The organism is Ruegeria sp. CDSC051, assembly GCF_059610665.1.
Window position 1 is genome coordinate 647216 of record NZ_JBXWOC010000001.1, and the last position, 20498, is coordinate 667713.

The 20498-nt window shown below is 55.5% G+C and carries 24 protein-coding genes and 1 tRNA gene; 11 read left to right on the forward strand and 14 right to left on the reverse strand.

All coding sequences use genetic code 11. The annotated features are described in order from the left end of the window. Nucleotides 1–51 precede the first annotated feature (51 nt). The 3 genes from AC2FH0_RS03310 to AC2FH0_RS03320 all read left to right on the forward strand — a co-directional run bounded on the left by AC2FH0_RS03310 (nt 52) and on the right by AC2FH0_RS03320 (nt 2349). On the forward strand, nt 52–1047 hold the full coding sequence (locus AC2FH0_RS03310; RefSeq protein ID WP_271947110.1) for an NADPH:quinone oxidoreductase family protein: 996 nt from the start codon (nt 52–54) through the stop codon (nt 1045–1047). A gap of 100 nt (nt 1048–1147) precedes the next feature. Beyond that, entirely contained in the window at nt 1148–1588 is a 441-nt protein-coding gene (gene aroQ / locus AC2FH0_RS03315; RefSeq protein ID WP_496700298.1) for a type II 3-dehydroquinate dehydratase, read from the forward strand. 5 nt (nt 1589–1593) lie between these two features. Then, nucleotides 1594–2349 carry a LuxR family transcriptional regulator gene (locus tag AC2FH0_RS03320; protein WP_142633818.1) on the forward strand — a complete coding sequence of 252 codons (756 nt, stop codon included), beginning with the start codon at nt 1594–1596 and terminating at the stop codon, nt 2347–2349. A 396-nt stretch (nt 2350–2745) separates the two neighbouring features. Here AC2FH0_RS03320 and tsf read toward each other — a convergent pair whose 3' ends face one another. The 5 genes from tsf to AC2FH0_RS03345 form a co-directional block, all read right to left on the reverse strand. Next, nucleotides 2746–3621, reverse strand: coding sequence for a translation elongation factor Ts (gene tsf / locus AC2FH0_RS03325; protein WP_496788578.1), 876 nt, complete (start codon nt 3619–3621; stop codon nt 2746–2748). 77 nt (nt 3622–3698) lie between these two features. Then, entirely contained in the window at nt 3699–4490 is a 792-nt protein-coding gene (rpsB, locus tag AC2FH0_RS03330) for a 30S ribosomal protein S2 (protein ID WP_142633821.1), read from the reverse strand. Between the two features lie 167 nt (nt 4491–4657). Beyond that, the gene (gene olsA, locus AC2FH0_RS03335; protein ID WP_271948058.1) at nt 4658–5494 is read right to left on the reverse strand and encodes a lyso-ornithine lipid O-acyltransferase; all 837 of its coding nucleotides are present in this window, start codon (nt 5492–5494) and stop codon (nt 4658–4660) included. A 4-nt stretch (nt 5495–5498) separates the two neighbouring features. After that, the gene (gene olsB / locus AC2FH0_RS03340; RefSeq protein ID WP_496688091.1) at nt 5499–6254 is read right to left on the reverse strand and encodes an L-ornithine N(alpha)-acyltransferase; all 756 of its coding nucleotides are present in this window, start codon (nt 6252–6254) and stop codon (nt 5499–5501) included. A gap of 97 nt (nt 6255–6351) precedes the next feature. Further along, nucleotides 6352–6534: a DUF3553 domain-containing protein gene (locus tag AC2FH0_RS03345; RefSeq protein WP_271947102.1), complete on the reverse strand. Its 183-nt coding sequence runs from the start codon at nt 6532–6534 to the stop codon at nt 6352–6354. A 42-nt stretch (nt 6535–6576) separates the two neighbouring features. Between AC2FH0_RS03345 and AC2FH0_RS03350 the strand changes: the two genes are divergently transcribed. Then, nucleotides 6577–7173 (forward strand): histidine phosphotransferase family protein, encoded by a 597-nt coding sequence (locus AC2FH0_RS03350; RefSeq protein ID WP_496691241.1) that lies wholly within the window; start codon nt 6577–6579, stop codon nt 7171–7173. Here the strand turns inward: AC2FH0_RS03350 and AC2FH0_RS03355 are convergent. From AC2FH0_RS03355 to AC2FH0_RS03395, 9 genes are all read right to left on the reverse strand, one after another. Then, a complete protein-coding gene (locus AC2FH0_RS03355) occupies nt 7170–8432 on the reverse strand; it encodes a glutamate-5-semialdehyde dehydrogenase (protein WP_496788579.1) in 1263 nt (420 codons plus the stop codon). The two genes, AC2FH0_RS03350 and AC2FH0_RS03355, sit on opposite strands and share 4 nt — an antisense overlap. A 24-nt stretch (nt 8433–8456) precedes the next feature. Then, on the reverse strand, nt 8457–9563 hold the full coding sequence (gene proB, locus AC2FH0_RS03360) for a glutamate 5-kinase (RefSeq protein ID WP_496788581.1): 1107 nt from the start codon (nt 9561–9563) through the stop codon (nt 8457–8459). Beyond that, a complete protein-coding gene (obgE, locus tag AC2FH0_RS03365; RefSeq protein WP_496691244.1) occupies nt 9551–10585 on the reverse strand; it encodes a GTPase ObgE in 1035 nt (344 codons plus the stop codon). The genes proB and obgE overlap by 13 nt, the downstream gene beginning before the upstream one ends. A gap of 37 nt (nt 10586–10622) precedes the next feature. After that, nucleotides 10623–11159, reverse strand: a complete 537-nt coding sequence (locus AC2FH0_RS03370) for a GNAT family N-acetyltransferase (protein WP_496700295.1) — start codon at nt 11157–11159, stop codon at nt 10623–10625. Continuing rightward, nucleotides 11156–11764, reverse strand: coding sequence for a LysE family translocator (locus AC2FH0_RS03375; protein WP_496688076.1), 609 nt, complete (start codon nt 11762–11764; stop codon nt 11156–11158). The genes AC2FH0_RS03370 and AC2FH0_RS03375 overlap by 4 nt, the downstream gene beginning before the upstream one ends. 93 nt (nt 11765–11857) lie before the next feature. Continuing rightward, the gene (gene rpmA, locus AC2FH0_RS03380) at nt 11858–12127 is read right to left on the reverse strand and encodes a 50S ribosomal protein L27 (protein WP_120635433.1); all 270 of its coding nucleotides are present in this window, start codon (nt 12125–12127) and stop codon (nt 11858–11860) included. A gap of 11 nt (nt 12128–12138) precedes the next feature. Next, complete coding sequence (locus AC2FH0_RS03385; protein ID WP_271947092.1) at nt 12139–12756, reverse strand: 50S ribosomal protein L21; 618 nt, start codon at nt 12754–12756, stop codon at nt 12139–12141. 210 nt (nt 12757–12966) lie between these two features. Continuing rightward, a complete protein-coding gene (locus tag AC2FH0_RS03390; protein ID WP_496704615.1) occupies nt 12967–13764 on the reverse strand; it encodes a DUF2059 domain-containing protein in 798 nt (265 codons plus the stop codon). Next, complete coding sequence (locus AC2FH0_RS03395) at nt 13764–14546, reverse strand: DUF2059 domain-containing protein (RefSeq protein ID WP_282021541.1); 783 nt, start codon at nt 14544–14546, stop codon at nt 13764–13766. Before AC2FH0_RS03395 ends, AC2FH0_RS03390 begins: the two co-directional genes overlap by 1 nt. Before the next feature lie 183 nt (nt 14547–14729). Here AC2FH0_RS03395 and AC2FH0_RS03400 point away from each other — a divergent pair. The 7 genes from AC2FH0_RS03400 to AC2FH0_RS03430 all read left to right on the forward strand — a co-directional run bounded on the left by AC2FH0_RS03400 (nt 14730) and on the right by AC2FH0_RS03430 (nt 20497). Beyond that, a tRNA-Ser gene (locus AC2FH0_RS03400) sits at nt 14730–14819 on the forward strand. A 344-nt stretch (nt 14820–15163) separates the two neighbouring features. Continuing rightward, nucleotides 15164–15685, forward strand: coding sequence for a hypothetical protein (locus AC2FH0_RS03405; RefSeq protein ID WP_281972111.1), 522 nt, complete (start codon nt 15164–15166; stop codon nt 15683–15685). A 201-nt stretch (nt 15686–15886) separates the two neighbouring features. After that, nucleotides 15887–16915, forward strand: a complete 1029-nt coding sequence (locus AC2FH0_RS03410; protein WP_496708447.1) for a zinc-binding dehydrogenase — start codon at nt 15887–15889, stop codon at nt 16913–16915. Between the two features lie 74 nt (nt 16916–16989). Beyond that, entirely contained in the window at nt 16990–17865 is an 876-nt protein-coding gene (locus tag AC2FH0_RS03415) for a branched-chain amino acid ABC transporter permease (protein WP_281994624.1), read from the forward strand. A gap of 3 nt (nt 17866–17868) precedes the next feature. Further along, a complete protein-coding gene (locus tag AC2FH0_RS03420; RefSeq protein ID WP_142633851.1) occupies nt 17869–18966 on the forward strand; it encodes a branched-chain amino acid ABC transporter permease in 1098 nt (365 codons plus the stop codon). Then, a complete protein-coding gene (locus AC2FH0_RS03425) occupies nt 18963–19727 on the forward strand; it encodes an ABC transporter ATP-binding protein (RefSeq protein ID WP_271947084.1) in 765 nt (254 codons plus the stop codon). The genes AC2FH0_RS03420 and AC2FH0_RS03425 overlap by 4 nt, the downstream gene beginning before the upstream one ends. Further along, nucleotides 19724–20497, forward strand: a complete 774-nt coding sequence (locus AC2FH0_RS03430) for an ABC transporter ATP-binding protein (protein WP_496788582.1) — start codon at nt 19724–19726, stop codon at nt 20495–20497. The genes AC2FH0_RS03425 and AC2FH0_RS03430 overlap by 4 nt, the downstream gene beginning before the upstream one ends. The last annotated feature ends 1 nt before the right edge of the window (nt 20498 follow it).

Below are 20498 nucleotides of genomic sequence, written 5' to 3' on the forward strand. Positions count from 1 at the left end.
CAGTAGGCCAAAAGTTCCTCCTTACCGAATAACAGGGACATTAGCGTAAACATGCAAGCCTTACTCAGCGTCGCTCCGGGCGGGCCGGAGACATTGGAACTGACCACCCTGCCCGATCCGTCGCCGGGCAAGGGCGAATTGCTTGTTCGCGTGCGGGCCGCAGGCGTTAATTTCCCGGATACACTGATGATACGCGACCTGTATCAGATAAAGCCACCAAGACCGTTTGCCCCCGGAGGTGAGATCGCTGGCGAGGTTATCGGGTTGGGCGAAGGTGTTTCGGGCTTTAACGTTGGCGACCGTGTGCTGGCCCTGACCGGACACGGAGGTTTTGCCACACATCTGGCGGTCAAAGCGGCGACAGCTGTTAAATTCCCGAGCTCAATGCCATTTGAGGACGCGGCGAGCTTTATCTTCACCTATGGCACCTCATATCACGCACTGAAGGACCGCGCTGCGCTGCAACAAAGGGAAACGGTCCTGATTCTGGGTGCCGCAGGCGGAGTTGGTACGGCTGCGATTGAGCTAGCCAATGCCATGGGGGCTAGGGTTATTGCGGCAGTCTCATCGCAGGACAAAGCAGATTTCTGTCGTCAGATCGGGGCGGACGAAACGATCATTTACGCGCGCGACATGGACAAACAGGCGCAAAAGGCCTTTGGATCGGACATCAAGGCCTTAGCCGGTAGTCAGGGCATTGATGTCGTCTACGATGCCGTTGGCGGTGCCTATTCAGAGCCAGCGCTGCGCAGCTTGGGGTGGAAGGGGCGATTCCTGGTCGTCGGTTTCCCAGCCGGAATCCCTCAGATACCATTGAACCTCCCTCTGCTTAAGGGTTGTCAAATTGTTGGTGTTTTCTGGGGCGCCTCGGTGTTTCGCGACCCGAAGGGACATGGCAAAAACATGAAAGATTTGTTCGGGTTATATGCCAAAGGTCAGATCAAACCACAGATCAGCGCGCAGTTCCCTCTGGACCAAGCGCAAGAAGCGCTAGAGCTTTTGGCCAGCCGAAAGGCCCTTGGGAAGATTGTCGTGACCATGGCATAGCCTCGTGTCCTAATGGCCGCGGTTCTGACGCATGATCCAGGTTCGGTGGACATCTCTACCTGTTCACGTTTAAGAACCTTGTTATGGGGACAGTATAACAATGCATAAAGCTCTTATTCTGAATGGTCCGAACCTCAATCTGCTGGGCACGCGACAGCCCGAGGTTTACGGAAGCACAACGCTGCAAATGGTCGAGGATATGTGCCTCGAACACGGTAAGTCTATCGGGATGGAAGTGATTCATTTCCAATCCAACCACGAAGGCGCGTTGATTGATGCCATTCATGCCGCCAAAGGTGTGCAGGACGGCATTGTTTTGAACGCAGGTGCCTATACGCACAGCTCGATTGCCCTGATGGACGCAATCGCCTCGGTTGAGCTGCCGGTCATCGAGGTTCATTTGTCCAATATCCACGCGCGTGAGGAGTTTCGACACCGATCCTATATCTCACGTGTGGCTGTAGGCATGATTTGCGGATTGGGTCCGCAGGGATATGTGCTGGCGCTGGATGCGTTGCGGTTCCATTTACAGGGTGAATGATCGCTATGAAGCTTTCTGAGTATCTGAATTTCCTCAGCTATACCAAAACCCTGGAAGAGCTCTGGGATGCCCATTGCCGGCAAATGGCAGAATATGGGTTCGATCGTTTGCTGTACGGATATACGCGATATCGCACCGAAACGTCGCTGGGGGATCCCGAGGATTTTGTAATCCTGACCAATCACAGCAAAGATTACCTGGATGGGTTTCTGGGAGGCGGGTTGTATTTCCATGCTCCAATGCTGAAATGGGCTTTGCATAATGAAGGGGCCGCAAGCTGGAGGATCGCCCAGGATCTGATGACTGATGGCACCCTGACCGCAAAAGAGCGAGACGTCATCGAGTTCAACAAAACCAAAGGTGTCGTCGCCGGCTATACGGTCAGTTTCGACTCGGTTTCGGTTCGGTCAAAAGGGGCAATTTCGCTTTCAGCGCATGGATCGCGTACACAAGACGATGTGGATGCTGTCTGGGAGGAATTTGGCCAGGATATTCTTCTGATGAACAACGTTGCTCATCTGAAAATCCTCACCCTGCCCTATAACGCACCAAATCGTGCCCTGACAAAACGTCAGCGTGAGGCGCTTGAGTGGGTCGGCGACGGCAAAACAACTCAGGACATTGCGATTCTGATGGGGCTGACTTCGGCCACTGTCGAAAAGCATCTGCGTCTGGCGCGCGAGGCCCTCGTGGTCGAGACAACGGCGCAGGCAGTTTTGAAAGCATCTCTTCAAAATCAGATGTTCATCGTTGGGGTTTGACTCAGGGAGTGACGCGAATATGCGTCAATTTACCTAGGGTAAGGAAAACATGACTTTCCGAATCTAACGCTAAAGTTGCAAAGTGGTATTGTTCCGTGAGTGGTGGCTTTAGCCTGGGAACATTTGGTCGGATCTTTGCAATAACAAAGCTCTCCGATCGCTCTGACAATAGGGCGCCTATTTGTCCGCGTCTCTTTGTCGGAATTTTGGGGGGCCTCGTCCATCCCCATCTTTGCGGGGCCCCTCATTTAAACTAGGTTTAACTTGTGGACGCTTTCGGCGTCCTTTTTCGTTTCTTGGCATCATTTCTACACTAAGGGCAAAGAAAAACCGGATACGCATGGCGTACCCGGTTTCTCAGATTGATACACAGGCCCTGTTCAGGGCCTGTGATGCTTAGCCCTGAACTGCTTTTGCAACTTCAGCGGCAAAGTCTTCTTTTTCGACAACGATGCCTTCGCCAACTTCCAGACGCACGAATCCGGTGACGGTCGCGCCTGCTTCTTTGGCGGCGGCCTCAACGGTCAGGTCAGGGTTTACAACGAACTGCTGGTTCAACAGGGTCGATTCAGCGACGAACTTCTTCATGCGACCAACGATCATCTTTTCGATGACCTGCTCCGGCTTGCCGGATTCGCGCGCGATGTCCATCTGGACCTGCTTTTCTTTCTCGACGATCGCCGGGTCCATGTCTGCCTCGGACAGAGCTGCTGGGTTCACAGCTGCGATATGCATCGCAATCTGCTTGCCGATGGCTTCGTCACCGCCGGTCAGAGCGACCAGAACGCCGATCTTGCCCATGCCGTTAGTGGCTGCGTTATGGACGTAAGATACAACAGTGTCGCCCGACAGTTTGGACATACGGCGCACCGACATGTTCTCACCGATGGTGGCGATCTTGTCGGTCAGCGTTTCCGCAACGGTTTTGCCACCCAGATCAGCTGCCAGCAGAGATTCGACATTGTCGACGCCTTCTGCGGCATATGCGATCTTACCAACCATTTCCTGGAATTCGGCGTTTTTCCCGACGAAGTCGGTTTCCGAGTTCACTTCAACTGCAACACCATTGTTGCCGTTTACGTGAACGGCAACCAGACCTTCCGCCGCGGTACGACCCGATTTCTTGGCCGCTTTGGCCAAGCCTTTGGTGCGCAGCCAATCAACGGCTTCGTCCATGTTGCCGCCGGTTTCGGTCAGCGCTTTTTTCGCGTCCATCATGCCTGCGCCAGTGGTGTCGCGCAGTTCTTTTACCATTGCTGCTGTGATTGCCATCTTTTGGCCCTCCTCAATTCAAACGGAATTGGGGCAGGTCATACCCTGCCCCAGATGTCATTTACGTGACGGGCAGCTTACGCTTCGGCAGGTGTCTCTGCTGCTGCGGGTGCTTCTTCCGCAACGACTTCTTCAACCGGTGCTTCTTCGAATGCGCCAAGATCAACGCCTGCTGCACCCATCTGAGCGGTCATGCCGTCCAGAGCGGCACGTGCTGCCAGATCGCAGTACAGCGAGATCGCGCGGGCTGCGTCATCGTTGCCAGGGATGATGTAATCGACACCATCGGGCGAGCAGTTGGTGTCGACAACTGCCACGACCGGGATACCCAGCTTGTTGGCTTCGGCGATGGCCAGTGCTTCTTTTTTGACGTCGATGACGAACAGCAGGTCCGGGACGCCGCCCATTTCGCGGATACCGCCCAACGAAGCCTGCAGTTTGCCCTGGTCACGTTCCATGCCCAGACGCTCTTTCTTGGTCAGGCCTTCGGCGCCCGATTCCATGGCTTCGTCAATCTGGTTCAGACGGTTGATCGACTGGGAAACGGTTTTCCAGTTGGTCAGCGTGCCGCCCAGCCAACGGTGGTTCATGTAGTACTGGGCTGACTTTTCAGCTGCTTCGGCGATTGGGCCTGCGGCCTGACGCTTGGTGCCTACGAACAGAATGCGGCCGCCCTTGGCAACAGTGTCACGAACAGCCTGCAGAGCCTGGTCCAGCATCGGAACGGTCTGGGTCAGGTCCATGATGTGGATGCCATTGCGCGAGCCGTAGATAAACGGGCCCATGCGGGGATTCCAACGCTGTGTCTGGTGACCAAAGTGAACGCCAGCTTCCAACAGCTGACGCATGGAGAACTCGGGAAGAGCCATGCTTTATTTCCTTTTTCCGGTTTACGCCTCGGCGGGGGTGAAAGAAGCGGATGCTCCAACCGGCGGGCCAGATAAGGATGTCTCCCCTATAAAGCCCAAACCCCGCCTGCGGGTTTGAATGGCGCGCGTATACGGCAGGTTTTCAGGCAGTGCAAGGGCCAATCGCCCTATTTTTCAAGCCGCGCAAGGCTGTGCGCCTGACGCACGGTATCTTCGCAATAGGCGGCCAGGGCCTTTCGGTTCTCAAAGTCGCTGACCTTGGCTGGCGAATGATAAATTAGCTCTACGCCACCTTGGCGACGTGCTCCCAAAGTCTTTAACAGATGCGGTGCAAAATCCATGTCACCCCACCAGCCATAAAACCGGTCAGGCTCACCCTTAGGTGCATGGTAAACGACCGACACCGGTTGAACATACATGAAATCGCGTAGATCTTCGGTGAAGAATGCCGCAAAAAGTGTTGTTTTAAATGGTAAAATCCGTAGACCGTCGGTCGACGTACCCTCTGGAAAAAACAGCAGCTTGTGACCGGCTGTCAGGCGCTCCTGAAACAGAAGTGTCTGTTCGCGTGCCTTCTTGCGGTCGCGCTCGATGAAAACAGTACCTGTCGCTCGCGCCAGCCAGCCTATACCGGGCCATTTGGCTACCTCGGCCTTCGAGACAAAATAGATTCTTTTACGGGCATTCAGCGCAAAAATATCAAGCCACGAGGAATGGTTCGCAACAACCGCACCACGCTGGGTCATAAGCTCGCCGGTTGTACGGTAGCTAATCCCGAGAATCCGGAACGCATTACGGCATACGAACTGCGTGATGAAGGGCGTGACCGGACGGTGAACCCCATAGAGCGGGCGCTCGATCATGCGAAGGATCAGCAGGACAATCAGCCCGCTGAATACAAATACAGCAAGTGGTAAACCCCGAAGGAAGACCAATAGCCATCCGCAGACCCCCAGATTGATTGGGTCAGGTGCGTCTTCACTGTGCCATGAGGCGTCACTCATCACGTTACGCTCCACCATAGATGCGCCGTTGTCGCTCATTCATCCGCGCCGTGTCGAGGATAAGGCAAACATCGGTGGTATTGAACATATGGTCGATAAAGGCACCCTCGCCCACAAACCCGCCGAGACGCAGGTATGCTTTTATCAGTGCTGGAACCTGCACCATCGCTGCGCGCCGATCCAGTTTATCGCTATCCAGCATATCCATGGGCTGGAACACTTCGGGCTGAGCCCGAACCCGAAGGTCCGGAGGCGCAAGGTGATTGTGATGTAACATGGACAAAGGCTGAGCCAGAGCTTGAGGATCGGTGCCGTGGAAACTGGCGACGCCGAACAAGACCTCGATCTCGCGCTCGGCAACATAGGCGGCCAACCCGTTCCACAGGTGATACATTGCTGTGCCGCCGCGATAATCGGGATGTAGACATGAACGTCCCAACTCCAACAGCTTGCGTCCGCCTTGTTTCAAGATGGAAAGATCGTATTCATCTTCGGAATAGAACTGTCCGATTTCAGAAGCACGATCACCTGGTAACAGCCTGTAAACGCCAACAACTTTGCCAGATTGATCGTCAACCGCCAACATGTGATCGAAATAGGGATCGAACCTGTCACGCTCCAGCCCGGCATCGTGGTCGACCATTTCCCCACCGCCGCCCAGTTCACGTATGAACACGTCATAGCGTAACCGCTGTGCAGCCCGCAATTCGGTGTCATTTTCGGCGAGTTTGACGGTGAAAGAAGGGCCTGCGTCCGGCATCAGAGGTTCCGTATTGTTTCCGCGCTGATACCGCAGGTTTCAGGGGAATGGCAACATAGAGCGCTTCGATCAAACGTTAACCTTTCTTAAACCAGTTTCACGGATCAAAGACCGGCATCAGGGCGATGCGTGTCCCGTCGATTACCACTTTTCCCTGCTCGCGGAAGTTTACGGTGATCTTACCTGCGATGTTGGATTGTACCTGTCCAATGCCCCAATCGGGGAAATCGGGGTGGCGGACATACATGCCCGGTGCGAGAATGGCATTCAGATCTGTCATCAAGGGGCTCCGGTCCGGCGGCAGATACAGCAGGAGGTACGCATGAGCGACTTGGACGTCAACCTGGCCGAACTGATCGGCTCGCGGATCTGCCACGATCTGATCAGCCCGATCGGGGCGATCACCAACGGCTTGGAGCTGCTTGAAATGGTTGGCGCGGTGCAAGGCCCCGAGATGGAACTGATCGCGGGAAGTGTCGGCAGCGCCGGCGCACGCATCCGCTTTTTCAGGGTCGCTTTTGGGTCGGCCAGCGATCATCCCCTTGGGCGGGCCGAGGTTTTAGAGCTGTTGAATGATGTCGAACGCGCAGGTCGTGTTCGCGTCAACTGGAACCTGACCGAAGCGGTACCGCGTAATCAGGTGAAACTGGCCTTTCTGGCGTTGATGTGCTGCGAAAGCGCGATGCCATTTGGCGGGGATGTAACGATCGTAAACGATGGGAAGAACTGGTCTGTGACAGGGACCGCGGACAAAATGAAGCTGGAAGCCGAGCTATGGAAGAACCTGCCCAGCGGACGGTTTACCAACAAGGTCACCCCGGCGCAGGTTCAATTTGCGCTGCTGCCTGAATCCGCATCGTCGATGGGACGGCGGGTCGCGACCGATACGGCCTCAACTCGCGTCGAAATCCGGTTCTAAGACCGAACAGTCCCTGAACCGCGCACCAGATACTGAAAACTGGTCAGTTGAGCCGCACCTACGGGGCCGCGCGCGTGCATCTTTCCGGTGGCGATGCCAATCTCGGCCCCCATGCCAAACTCACCGCCATCGGCGAATTGGGTTGAGGCGTTATGCATCAGGATCGCGCTATCAAGCCGTTCAAAGAACCGGGCAGCTGCAGCGGGATCCTCGGTCATGATGCAATCGGTATGGTTCGACCCAAACCTGCGGATATGAGCAATGGCGGCGTCGATATCAGTCACCGGCTTGGCCGCGATGATACTATCCAGAAACTCTTTGCCCCAATCATCAGAAGTGGCCGCAATAGTGCCATCAACGGCCAAAGTACCTTCGGCGTGCACTTCGACACCTGCGGCCATCAGCGCCGATATGACATCCCGTCCCAGCGTTTCAGCGATATCCTGATGGATCAGCAGACATTCGGCAGCACCGCAGATTCCGGTACGACGGGTTTTGGCGTTCAAAACCACCTCCAGCGTCTTTTGGGGGTCAGCGGCCTTGTCGATATAGATATGCACAATGCCTTCCAGATGGGCAAATACCGGGACCCGGGCCTCGCGCTGGACTAGCCCGACCAGCCCTTTGCCCCCACGGGGAACGATTACGTCGACATAATCGGTCATGGTCAGCAGTTCCTGAACCGCCGCCCGGTCGCGGGTTGGGATAAGCTGAACGGCATCCTCGGGCAGGTTCGCCGATTTCAAGCCCTGAACCAAACACGCGTGGATGGCTGACGAGGAATGAAAGCCTTCTGATCCACCGCGCAGGATGACCGCGTTCCCGGACTTCAGGCACAACGCTCCCGCATCCGCCGTAACATTTGGGCGGCTCTCATAAATCACGCCGATAACCCCCAAAGGTGTCCGCACACGCTGGATGTTCAACCCCGAGGGCATGTCCCATTCGGTCAGAACCTCACCAACAGGATCGGCCTGCTCTGCAACGGCGCGCAGCCCGTCGACCATGCCCTGAATGCGGGTCTCATCCAGCATCAGGCGATCCATCATCGCCGGGCTCAACCCTTTGTCGCGCCCGAATTCCATATCTTTCTTATTGGCCGCAATGATCTGTTCACGATTGGCCCAAACAGCCTCGGCGGCCCCAATCAGGGCAGCATGTTTACGCTCGGCGCTTGCAAATGCCAGCTCGGCAGCGGCGGCCTTGGCGCGTTTCCCAAGATCGGTCATCAGGTCGGGGATGCTGTCGAAATCCTTCATCTCAGGTGCCTTTCAGTCAATTTGTCAAACAGCCAGATCATCGCGGTGGATCAACACCGCGCGGCCAGGATAGCCTAGAGTGGCTTCGATTTCGGTCGATTTGCGCCCCTTGATAGCGTCTGCTTCTTGTGCGGTATAGCGGCTGAGCCCCTGCGCAAGCCGTCGCGCCTGTTGGTCCATGATCGAAACAGGATCACCGCGCCCGAAATCTCCGGATACTTCGACTATTCCTGCTGGCAAAAGGCTTTTGCCATTGCTCAGCGCCCGCGCGGCCCCCGCGTCCACAACGATCTCACCTCGGGGTTTCATCGCGGAAATCCAGCGTTTGCGGGCGGCATGCGGGTCAACTGTCGCTGTGAACCATGTGCAGTTCGCGCCGTTTTCAAGCGTTTTCAACGGGTTCAGAGGGGATCCTTCGGTGATCGCCATATCGCAACCAGCAGCCGTGGCCATTTTTCCCGCCAACAGTTTGGTCTTCATCCCGCCCTTTGATAGGCCGGAACCGGCATCACCCGCCATCGCCTCAATCTCGGGCGTGATGTTTTCGATGACGTCATACCGCCTGGCAGAGGCATCCTCATTTGGATTGGCCGAGTAGAAGCCATCAACATCCGACAGCAGGATCAGCTGATCAGCGCCAACAGTGACGGCGATCTGAGCGGCCAGACGATCATTGTCGCCATATCGGATCTCATCTGTGGCGACTGTATCGTTCTCGTTGACAATCGGAACGACTCCAAGCCCCAGCAGCGTTTCCAAGGTGGCGCGTGAATTCAGATAGCGGCGACGATCCGCGCTATCCTCCAGCGTGACGAGCACTTGTGCAGTGGTAATGTTGTGAGGCGTCAGGGCTTCTTCATAGGCGCGGGCCAGCCGGATTTGCCCGACAGCGGCGGCGGCTTGCGACTGTTCCAACGGAAGCGTGGCCAGGGGCAGACCCAAAACGCCACGCCCCAATGCGATTGACCCCGATGAGACCAGAATGACGTCGGTCCCCTGCCCCTTTAGCCATGCGACGTCCTGAGCAAGCGAATGTAACCAATCAGATCGCAGCAACCCTGTGTTCCGATCCACCAGCAAGGCGGATCCGATCTTGACCACGAGGCGTTTGGCTGCGGTCAGGGTTGCCAAGGCAGTTCCTCCTCGGCGGGTTTCTGGCGCACGCGGTCATCGTCTATCCGACCGCGCAAAGCCCGCAGGACGTCGGTTACACCCAGATGCGCCACACCAGACATTGCCATTACGGAGCCTCCGACGGCCTCTTCAAGCTCGGTCTTGGCCAGTTCGCGTTCCTCGTCATCCAGGGCGTCGACCTTGTTCAAGACGGTGATGCGAGGCTTATCGGCCAACTCACCACCATAGGCTTCAAGCTCGTGAATGATCGTGCGATAGTCTTCGGCCACACTTTCCGAGGTGCCATCAACTAAATGCAGCAATACCGCGCAGCGTTCGACATGGCCCAGAAAGCGGTCTCCGATCCCGCGTCCTTCATGTGCGCCCTCGATCAGACCGGGGATGTCGGCCACCACGAATTCCACATTGTCGACACCCACCACGCCCAAATTGGGGTGCAAGGTGGTAAAGGGGTAATCGGCAATTTTGGGGCGTGCGTTCGATGTCGCAGCAAGAAAGGTCGATTTCCCGGCATTAGGCATCCCCAACAGGCCGACATCGGCAATCAGTTTCAAGCGCAGCCAGATCGTGCGGTCGATACCTGCCTGACCCGGATTAGCCCGACGAGGAGCCTGGTTGGTGGCCGATTTGAAGTGCAGGTTGCCAAAACCGCCATTGCCGCCCTTGGCCAGCAGGACCCTTTGGCCCACCTCTGTCAGATCGCAGATGACGGTTTCTTCGTCTTCATCCAGGATCTCAGTGCCGACCGGGACGCGCAGAATGATGTCATCACCATCTTTTCCGGTGCGCTGCTGCCCTCGGCCAGGCTGACCGTTCTTGGCAAAGAAATGCTGCTGGTAGCGAAAGTCGATCAGGGTATTCAACCCATCCACAACTTCGACCCAGACAGAGCCACCTTTACCGCCGTCCCCGCCATCGGGACCGCCGTATTCAATGTACTTTTCGCGCCGAAAACTGACGCAGCCGCCACCGCCGGCCCCGGACCGGATGTAGACCTTTGCAAGATCGAGAAATTTCATGACTGTCCCCTACTGCAAAGGCCCCACCGGCCACAAGTCAGAGTTTTTTACTGTATGTCCAAGTGGGCACGTTCGCATCACGCGCCACCGAATAGATTTCGGCATCACCCAGGTATTCGAAACCACAATGCGTCAGCACCCTGGCTGAGGCTGGATTGTCCTGAAATACGCTTGCGAACATCGACGTGTTTTCAAGCGGATTGGCGACAACCAGTGTTTCGACCGCCAGAGATGCGATCCCGGTGTTCCAATAGACAGGAGCCACCCAATAGCCGACCTCGGATTGGTTGCGATCCAGGCGTTCCAAAGAGATCAGGCCTATCAGCTCCGGACCGCCATCCTTGGTCGCGTCCATCGCCCAGACATCCTCGCTGCGGTCTTCGGCCATGGACCGGGTCACAAAGGCCTCAACCGCGCCGGGCGGCAAAGGGTGCGCAATCCTTGTCGTCATACGCGCAACCCGCTCATCTCCGGCATAATGTTCGATGAGACCCAGATCCGACCGGCGCAACGGACGCAGATCGAACCGCTCGGTTTCTATGACCGGCTGGTTTATGATCGTCTCAAGTTTCATAGGTGCGTTCCTCCTCCGAACAACACAAAAAGTACAGACGCAACAGTGAGACCTGCTAACGTCCACATCAGATATTTTTCCATCGGCCGACCTTCAACCGCGTGGGCAATTCTATCTCCGGCAAATGTCCAGATTGGATGAAGAATCACCTGACAAATCAACAAACAAGCCGCGATTGCGAGCGTTGCCTCAAAAGTTGGTGTTCCGACGGCGACAAACCCCGTGAACCCCGCAACGATCATGGCCCAGGCCTTGGGATTGAGCGGATGAACAATCAATCCAGCCAGAAACCCTGGCGCTGCGCCATCAGCCTCTTGCCGGGACAGCCGCGTGTTGGCGATCTTCCAGGCCAGCCACATGATATAGGCCGCCGAGGCGTATTTCAGAACAGCAAACACCGCCGGCGCCTGATCCGCCAATTGCAGCAACCCAAAGCCCACCGGCCAGATGATTAGCTGCTTGCCCAGAATGACGCCGCCCACAAAAGGCAGCGCTGCCCGAAACCCGTAACGCGCACCGGTTCCCAGCAGGACCATATTGGCCGGTCCCGGCGTGCCGACCTGACTGGCGGCAAAGATCAGGAAACTGGTGGTTGCGACTGTCATCGGACTGTTTGATCGAACCTGCGTTAAAACGAGAAAAGGGACCGGCATTTTCTGCCGGTCCCCCAAGAATTTTCAAACCTTATGGGTTTCGGCTTACTCTGCGGCCTCCGCCACTGGCAGGACCGAAATAAAGGTGCGGTTTTTGAGGCCTTTGTGGAACTTCACAGCGCCATCAACAGTTGCAAAGATGGTGTGATCTTTGCCAATGCCTACGCCTTCGCCCGGCCAGAACTTGGTGCCGCGCTGACGCACGATGATGTTGCCTGAAATGGCGGCCTGGCCACCATACAGTTTCACGCCAAGGCGGCGACCAGCTGAGTCGCGACCGTTACGGGAGGAACCGCCAGCTTTTTTATGTGCCATTCTCTCTCTCCTTAGCCTTTAGCAAGCTCTTTGGCCTGCTCAACCCATTCGGGTTTCACTTTGACCGTTTCGATAGCAGCAATCTGCTCGTCCGACAAGGCGGCCAGAGCGGCAAAGCTCTCGATACCGGCCTCGTTCAGCTTTTTGGCAGCGGCTGGGCCGACACCGTTCAGCGCGGTCAGATCGTCTGCAGCAGCAACAGCGGCGGGTGCCTCTGCTTTGGCTTCTGCTTTCTTGGCGGGCTTTTTCGCTGCGGGTGCAGCTTCGCCTGCCGGTGCAGAACCGGTTGCAGCTTTGATGCCCGACTTGTCAGCGCCCGACGACAGGATGTCGGTGATCTTGACCAGGGTCAGCTTCTGACGGTGGCCAACGGTACGCTTCGAGCTGTGCTTACGACGGCGCTTGACGAAGTTGATGACCTTGTCACCCTTGATCTGTTCGATCACGTCGGCCTGAACGGCTGCACCATCTACAAACGGTGCACCAACAACCGGAGCGTCACCGCCCAGCATCAGAACATCGTTGAATTGAACTTTTTCACCTGCGTCGGCAGCCAATTTTTCAACGCGGAGGATATCACCCGCCTGAACCTTGTACTGCTTGCCGCCAGTCTTGAGGACCGCAAACATGCGTCTTTCCTTTGTCTAACCCGCGTTCTGTGGTCCCCTTGCGGGTGTTTTCGGCCTCAGCCACCTCGAACAGCGCGCCCTTTTTCGGGCTGTGTGAATGACCCATGGATCAGCCCCTTGGGTCAATAATAACGATACCCGGCGCGGAGAATCCGGCCGGGATGGGCGCTTATCCAAAGATTGCAGAGGAAAGTCAACATGAAATGGCGACTAAAGATCAGAGCCCTGTAAGACAGCCGCTACCGCCTTTCCCAGATCGTAATAGATCTGATCATACATACTGTCGAAGCTTTCGAACAGTGAGCTGTTCAGCGCTTGCCCTGTATCCGTTCGAGAAAACGCGATGTTCTTGCGCATTTGGGCGTTGCTCAAAGGGTTATAGGCCATCAACAGAAAGGAATACAGCCAGGTTTCTGTCTCTTGCTCGATCCCGTCCTTTTGCAGCAGAAGGTTGTCCAGAAGGTCGCTGTCATCGAGAACCTGGCCGTCATTTATCCCCCTGAAAAAGTTGTAATCCGCGCTCAAAGCGCTCCGCACGTTCTGTTTGATCAGGTCGTTGGCCAGTATGTACTCTTCGACCAGTTTGAACTGCATGCTGTCTTTGGTGTTTTCGAAATAGGCCTGTTTTGCCAAGTCTTCGATTGCCGGATCAACAAAAGCAAGCCGTGCGGAATTCTCAAGGGAAACGATGGTCTGGCCAAGATCGCTTTCAAAAAAGGCGATGGCGCGTTCCAAATGCACTTCATCCAGGCTTTGCTGGAATCCCTGGACCAACTGATCATACATCCAATCGGGATCATAAATCGCCTCGACCCGAGTTTCGAACAGAGCGCCACCGTTGCCATCCAACAAAGTGGCGTCCATCTCTTGGCTCATCTTTCCGCCTTCGGACAGGAGGATTTCGATCAGGTTCTCCAGACGCATTGCTTGCGCCAGCCGATCTGCTTTTTCCACGGCGCCGGATGATGTGGCCCAGAAGATCAGGGCAAAAACGATCAGAATGCGCATCAGATGTCCTGTGCGGGGTGAAGCTCGGCCATTTTGGTTGCCAGGACTTCGAATTTCATAGCCATTATCTCATACTGAATGGCGTTCAAAAGTTCGTAGACTTCCTGCATTAAAGGCTGTTCCAACGCCTCGACATAGGTGATGACATCCGCATCCGAGAAATCCTGATAGGTATAAGCAGCACCGGCAAGTGCAGAAAGCTGTAAGGCCTGTCGCATCCCGGTTTCGTTCTGTTTCATCATTGCGCGCAATTCATCTGCATCCAACTGCAGTTCGATCACACCTGAAGCGCTGGCGGCGAGGAGGAACCGGATTTGTATTTCCTGAAGGGCGCGCAAAGAAGTACCGCTTGAGTCGATGGCAGTGTTCATCCTTTTTAGACTCTCAACACGTTGAGAGCCTTCGCGGACAAGTTGAGCGACTATCTCTTGCCCCTGCTGTTGTTTCGCTTCGTCATCCTCGATCAGATGGGAAGCGTTTTCAGCAGAGACCAGTCGTTGACCCAGATCTGATGCATAGAATTCTACCGCGTGATTTAGCGCCTGATCGCTGAGCGTCTGCTCTAAAATCGAAACTGCAGTTTCATGCATGTCTTTGGTATCGAAAACTTCTTCGGTCAGCCGCGCCCAGTCCGACCCGAATCCATCGGGGTCAAAGCCCAGCATCTGAGGTGCCGAGGCCGAGGCCAGAGCAATACTTTCAAGGGCAACGTCGAAACCGGTCGTGGTCAAGAATGCCTCGATCCTATCGCGCCCGGCAGCGGATGCCGGGATTGGCAGCATGAATACTGTGAAAAGAAACAGCGAAAGGGCGGTGGTGATGTGGTGCGTAAAATGTCTCATGTACAGAAGCCTAGGGGTTTTGCGGCATCTGGCAACGGAAAATCCTGGGATTGATAAATTATGAAACTTTCTGCTTGCACCCCCGGGTGTTCATCACTAAATCCCCCCCTCACAGACCCCCGCGGAGAGGTGCCGGAGTGGTCGAACGGGGCGGTCTCGAAAACCGTTGTGGGTGCAAGCCCACCCAGGGTTCGAATCCCTGTCTCTCCGCCATCAGCCATTCAGCGCATGATTGGCAACCAGCTTTCCGGAATTTAGCTCAAGCACCTGAAATGCAGGCCTTTGTCGCCTTATTCGCTTTGCGCGCGTTCCTACGAGAATTCTTAGTTTCTGTGCTTCCCTGCTGAACAGGCATTTGTGCGACCCTGTGGGTCGGTTGACAAGAATGGCATCTCGGCCACTGGTTGTTCAACGTTGGCGTGTTATTGCCATGGGATCGGCCCAGATCGGCGTACACTGGCTCAATCCCTTGTTCTGAGAGGATGTTCCACGAATTCCCCTTTCCAGTCCGCTAGTTTCCCCCCATCTCGGCGACACATATTTCAAAGGAGAATCCCATGTCGCGTATAATCTTGCTAGGGGTCGTCGTCGCCGGCGTTGGCGCCGCAATCTATTACTATCTGAATCAACCTGCCGCTCCGGTCGAACAGCCGCAAGCCGCCGCTGAAGAAACCGGAAACGCCGTGTCTGAAGCCGTAGAATCGGTTACCGAACAGGCTGGTGAAGCTGCGTCTTCCGTTACGGAACAGGCGGCTGAAATCGTCGAACAGTCCAGCGAAGCCGCGTCTGACCTAGCCACTCAAGCCGGTGAAACAGCGACTGAGCTGGCCGATCAGGCTGGAGAAGAGGTCGCTGCCCTCACCAACCAGGGGCAAGAGCTGCTGAATTCCTGGGTTGAGAGCGGCGCTATGAGTGTTGATAACTTTGACTATGACGCCATGGTGGCCTCAGTTCAGGAAAGCACACTGGCAGAAGAACTGAAGGTAAAAGCGGTTGGTATTCTCGATGATATCAAAGCCTCACCTGCAACAATCGCGCTGAAAATTCAGGAACTTCAGGCCCTGTTGACTGGTCAGTAAGAATTAGAAAGACCGCCGAAACAGGCGGTCTTTCCCTACGTCAAAGAATAGTTCGATTGACGCGCCTTTGGCCATTTGCTTGGCTGATCTGAACACATATGCCACGGTTGATGTCGATCATGGCCATCATTTTCGAAATTGTTGGTTTGATGCAGTCAAGCAGGACCCGACAGTTTCCTATCGTTCAGAAAAGGTACGCTCATGACCCCCCTTCCCTCTTCCATGTTTGCGATCGTTCAAACACATCATGGGTATTCGGGCAAAGCCACTGGTCCCAACATCCAAAATGCGTCTGATTGGCTGGCCGAAACGGAAATGCCTGTGCCCGAGCCGGGCGCAGGTCAGGTTCTGATCCGCCTGAGGGCATCATCGGTTAATCCGTCCGACCTCCATTTTATCAAGGGTGAATACGGGCAGCCTAGGGTAAAGGGATCTCCGGCCGGGTTTGAGGGATGTGGAGACGTCGTCGCCACCGGTGCCGGAGCCGAGGGTTTGCAGGGACAGCGCGTGGCATTCATGGCCACTCTTTCCGGTGCCTGGGCCGAGTACGCTCTGACCGATGCACAAATGTGTATTCCACTGCGCCCGGATATCTCGGATGACGACGGGTCAGCACAGATTGTGAACCCGATGACGGCCATGGCGATGGTCGATCTGGCGCGTCAGGCCGGAGATGCTTTTATCGTATCTGCCGCAACCAGTCAGTTGGGCAAGCTTATGTGCAGCCTCGGTCGCGATCTTGGGCTCAAGCCGATTGCGATCGTGAGACGCGCTGAGACCGTTGCTGCATTGAAAGAGCTGGGCGCTCATGACGTGCTGGTAACATCAGACCCCGACATGCTGCAGAAATTCGCAGCGCTTAGCAAAGAGCTTAAACCTCGGGTCTTTCTGGATGCCGTCGCCGACCAGATTTCCGAACAGATTTTCTGTGCGATGCCGAAAGGTGCGCGCTGGGTGTGTTATGGCAAGCTCAGCCCTGAACTGCCCAAACTAACGCAGACGGGACAGCTCATCTTTATGGGTAAGAAAATCGAAGGGTTTTGGCTGACACAATGGATGACAGCGACGCCTCGCGAAGATGTGGTACGTGTCGTTGCCGAGGTTCAGGCCCGCTTTGCGGACGGGCGTTGGAAAACAGATGTTTCAGAAAAGCTTACATTAAAAAATGTTATGTCCGGGCTGGTTGATGCACTGCAAAAGAGTGACGGAAAGGTAATTATCACGCCATAGTAGTACAAACCCCGGGCTAAGGAGGAGGCCCGGGATCTAAATGAACCCGGAGCAACCGGTATAGGGAGGTGAGTTTGGATAATGCGCAGCTGCTGATTAGCGGGCTGGCGAATGGCTGTGTCTATGGGCTGATCGCGCTCGGATTTGTTCTGATTTACAAGGCGACCGAGGCAGTGAACTTCGCACAGGGTGACCTCATGATGCTGGGCGCCTTTGTTACCATCGGGCTTACAAATGCCGAATATATGGGGCTGCCTTTTTGGCTGGCCTTGCCGATCTCGTTGGGGATCATGGGCGCGCTGGGGTACTTGCTGGACCGGTTGATCATTCGGCGACTTTTCGGGGAAAGCCAGACGGCTGTGGTCATTCTGACCATCGCCCTGGGCTTTGTAATCCGATTTGTCGCTGGTCTGATTTGGGGGCACGAACCGCAGACGCTGCAGAATCCACTGGCCGGAAAAGAAGTGCGTTTTGGTGGCCTTGTACTGGGGATGGAGGACGTGGCGGTTATTGTCGTTACCGTTCTGCTGACCTGGGGGCTGTACCAGTTCTTCAGTCGTACCAAGCTTGGGCTTGCAATGCAGGGTGCCTCACAAAATCAGTTGGCGGCCTATTATATGGGAATCCCGGTAAAACGTGTGCAGGGTTTCATCTGGGCGTTGGCCGGCGTGGTTGCGGGTATCGCAGGCATTTTGTTTGCCGCCAAAGGATCCGTGGACCCGGCAACCGGACTTCTGGGCATTAAGGCCTTCGCCGCTGCGGTCATTGGCGGATTCGGAAGTTTACCTGGAGCATTGGCCGGAGGTTTGATCGTTGGCGTAATCGAACCGTTTGCCAGTCGCTATATCGCTGCTGGGTACAGTCAGATTGCACCTTATGCACTGTTGTTGGCTGTCCTGATCTTTCGCCCCAATGGGCTGTTCAGCCAAGTTAGGGTCAAAAAGGTTTAAGCCATGCGGATCATTTTCAAGACCAGTTACATGCAAGATATCCGGCCTTGGAAAGACCGGTATCAACTGAGCCTATACCTGATCCTTCTAGGCGTTGTGATCGCCGCTCCGTGGTGGTTGGACGCATTCTATCTGGGTGAGCTGACAAATGTTCTGATCTGGGCGATTGCAGGTCTTGGGTTGATGATACTGACCGGCCATACCGGACAGGTCAGCCTTGGGCATGCGGCTTTTCTGGCCTTTGGGTGCTATGCGAATATCATCTTGATTGAGGCAGGCTTGCCATTCCTGCTGGCCTTCCCGATCGCCGGTATCCTGACCGGGATAGCAGGGGTGACCGTTGCTATCCCGGCCCTGCGCCTTCACGGTATCTACCTGGCAATCTTTACCATGGCCCTGTCGATCCTGATGGATGACGTGATTGTCCTGGCCGAGCCGATCACCGGCGGGGTCGCCGGTAAATATATCGGCGGGGTCGAGATATTTGGATTCATGGTCGATCGCTGGGCTACGCCGGTCCAATTCTTCTGGCTGGTGCTTGCAGTCGCGGTTCTGGTCACTCTGGGCTATATTAACCTGCTGCGCGCACCGCTTGGGCGCAGTTTCATCGCCGTGCGAGATTCTGAGGTCTCGGCCCAGGCGATGGGTGTTGATATTGCGCAGACCAAGATGATTTCATTTGCCCTGTCCTGCGCCGTGACCGGCTGGGCAGGTGCTCTGATGGGGATGTTCTCGGGCGCGTTCAATAACGAGACATTCAGTGTCCTAATCTCAATTCAGTTGCTGATGATGATCGTGATCGGTGGTCTGGGCTCAATCCACGGGGCATTCCTGGGCGCTGTCGTCATAGGGTTTCTGCCGCAATTTTTGTCGATCGCAAAAGAGTATGTCGGCGCAGTTTTCGGGGGCAGCACCGTCGCAATTCCGGGATTGGAATTTGGTATCTTCGGCATGATCCTGATCGCCTTTATCCTGTTTGAACCCATGGGGATGTATGGACGTTGGCTGAAGATCCGGACATGGTTCGAACTGTTTCCCTTCTATCGCAAGGACATGTTCAAACGTCAGAAATCCTATCTCAAGACGGAGCGTCTGAGATGAGCCTGCTTGAATTTAAGAATGTCACCTTGAAATTTGGTGGCGTGACGGCTGTGAACGACCTGTCCTTTTCGGTCGAAGACGGCGAGGTTTTTGCCATAGTCGGCCCCAACGGCGCGGGTAAATCGACCGTTTTCAATCTGATCTCGCGCTTTTATGAACCAATAGAGGGTTCAATCCGGTATGACGGGCATAACTTGCTGCAGGTGAAACCGTCCGGCGTTGCAGCTTTTGGTGTTGCGCGGACGTTTCAGAATATCGAACTGTTCGAACACGCCACTGTTCTGCAGAACCTGCTGGTCGGGCGTCATCGGCACCGCAAGACAAAACTTTTATCCGAGGTGCTGTTCCTGCCGTCGGCCCGGCGGCAAGAGATCGAAAACCGTGAAAAGGTAGAAGAGATCATAGATTTTCTTGATCTGCAGGCCTATCGCGACAAGATGATATCCGGCCTGCCTTACGGTGTGCGCAAAGTGGTTGAAGTTGCCCGCGCCCTGGCCACCGATCCCAAGTTGTTACTGCTGGATGAACCGGCCTCGGGGCTGTCGGTCGAGGAAACGACCGATATGCGCTGGTGGATAGACGATATCCGGCGGCAGATGGGGATTACGGTGCTGATGGTCGAACATGACATGGCTTTGGTTTCGGGCGTCTCGGATCGGGTCCTTGCAATGGCGGATGGGGCAATGCTCGCACTGGGAACCCCTGCGCAGGTACAGTCACACCCGGCAGTGGTTGAGGCCTATCTAGGGAAAGTGTCATGAGCGATCCGATCCTGACCATTCGCAATGTCGAAAGTTTTTACGGGCCAATCATGGCAATCCGGGGCGTGTCGCTGGATGTGCCTCCGGGTAAAATCGTGTCGATCCTTGGGGCCAATGGGGCCGGCAAGACCACATTGATGAAAACCGTGTCCGGCGTAATGGACCCGGAAAAGGGCAAGATCAGCCTTGACGGGGTCGAAATTCAAGGGGCTGAGCCACATAAAGTTGTGCAGAAAGGCGTCGTCCACGTACCCGAAGGGCGCGAAGTATTCCCCCTTTTGACCGTGGATGAGAACCTGAGTCTCGGGGCCTATACCTCGTCGGACCGGGGACAAATTGATCATGATCGCGATCTGGTTTTTTCATACTTCCCGATCCTGAAAGAACGCCGCAATCAAGAGGCGGGGACCTTATCCGGAGGCCAACAACAGATGTTGGCAATCGGGAGGGGGTTGATGGCAAATCCAAGGATTATGTTGCTGGACGAGCCGTCTCTGGGCCTGTCCCCTTTGCTTGTGCAAGAGATTTTCGGCATCCTGAAGCGCCTGAATGATGAGCAGAACATGACGATGATGCTGGTTGAACAGAATGCCAATGCTGCGCTGGAACTGGCGCATCACGGCTATGTCATGGAGGTCGGGCGCATCGTCATGGATGGCCCCGCGGATGAGCTGATGCAGTCTGAAGACATCCAGAACTTCTATCTGGGCGTGCAGGAAGAAGGTGCGCGTGAAAACCGCCGCTGGAAACGCAAGAAGACGTGGAGGTGAG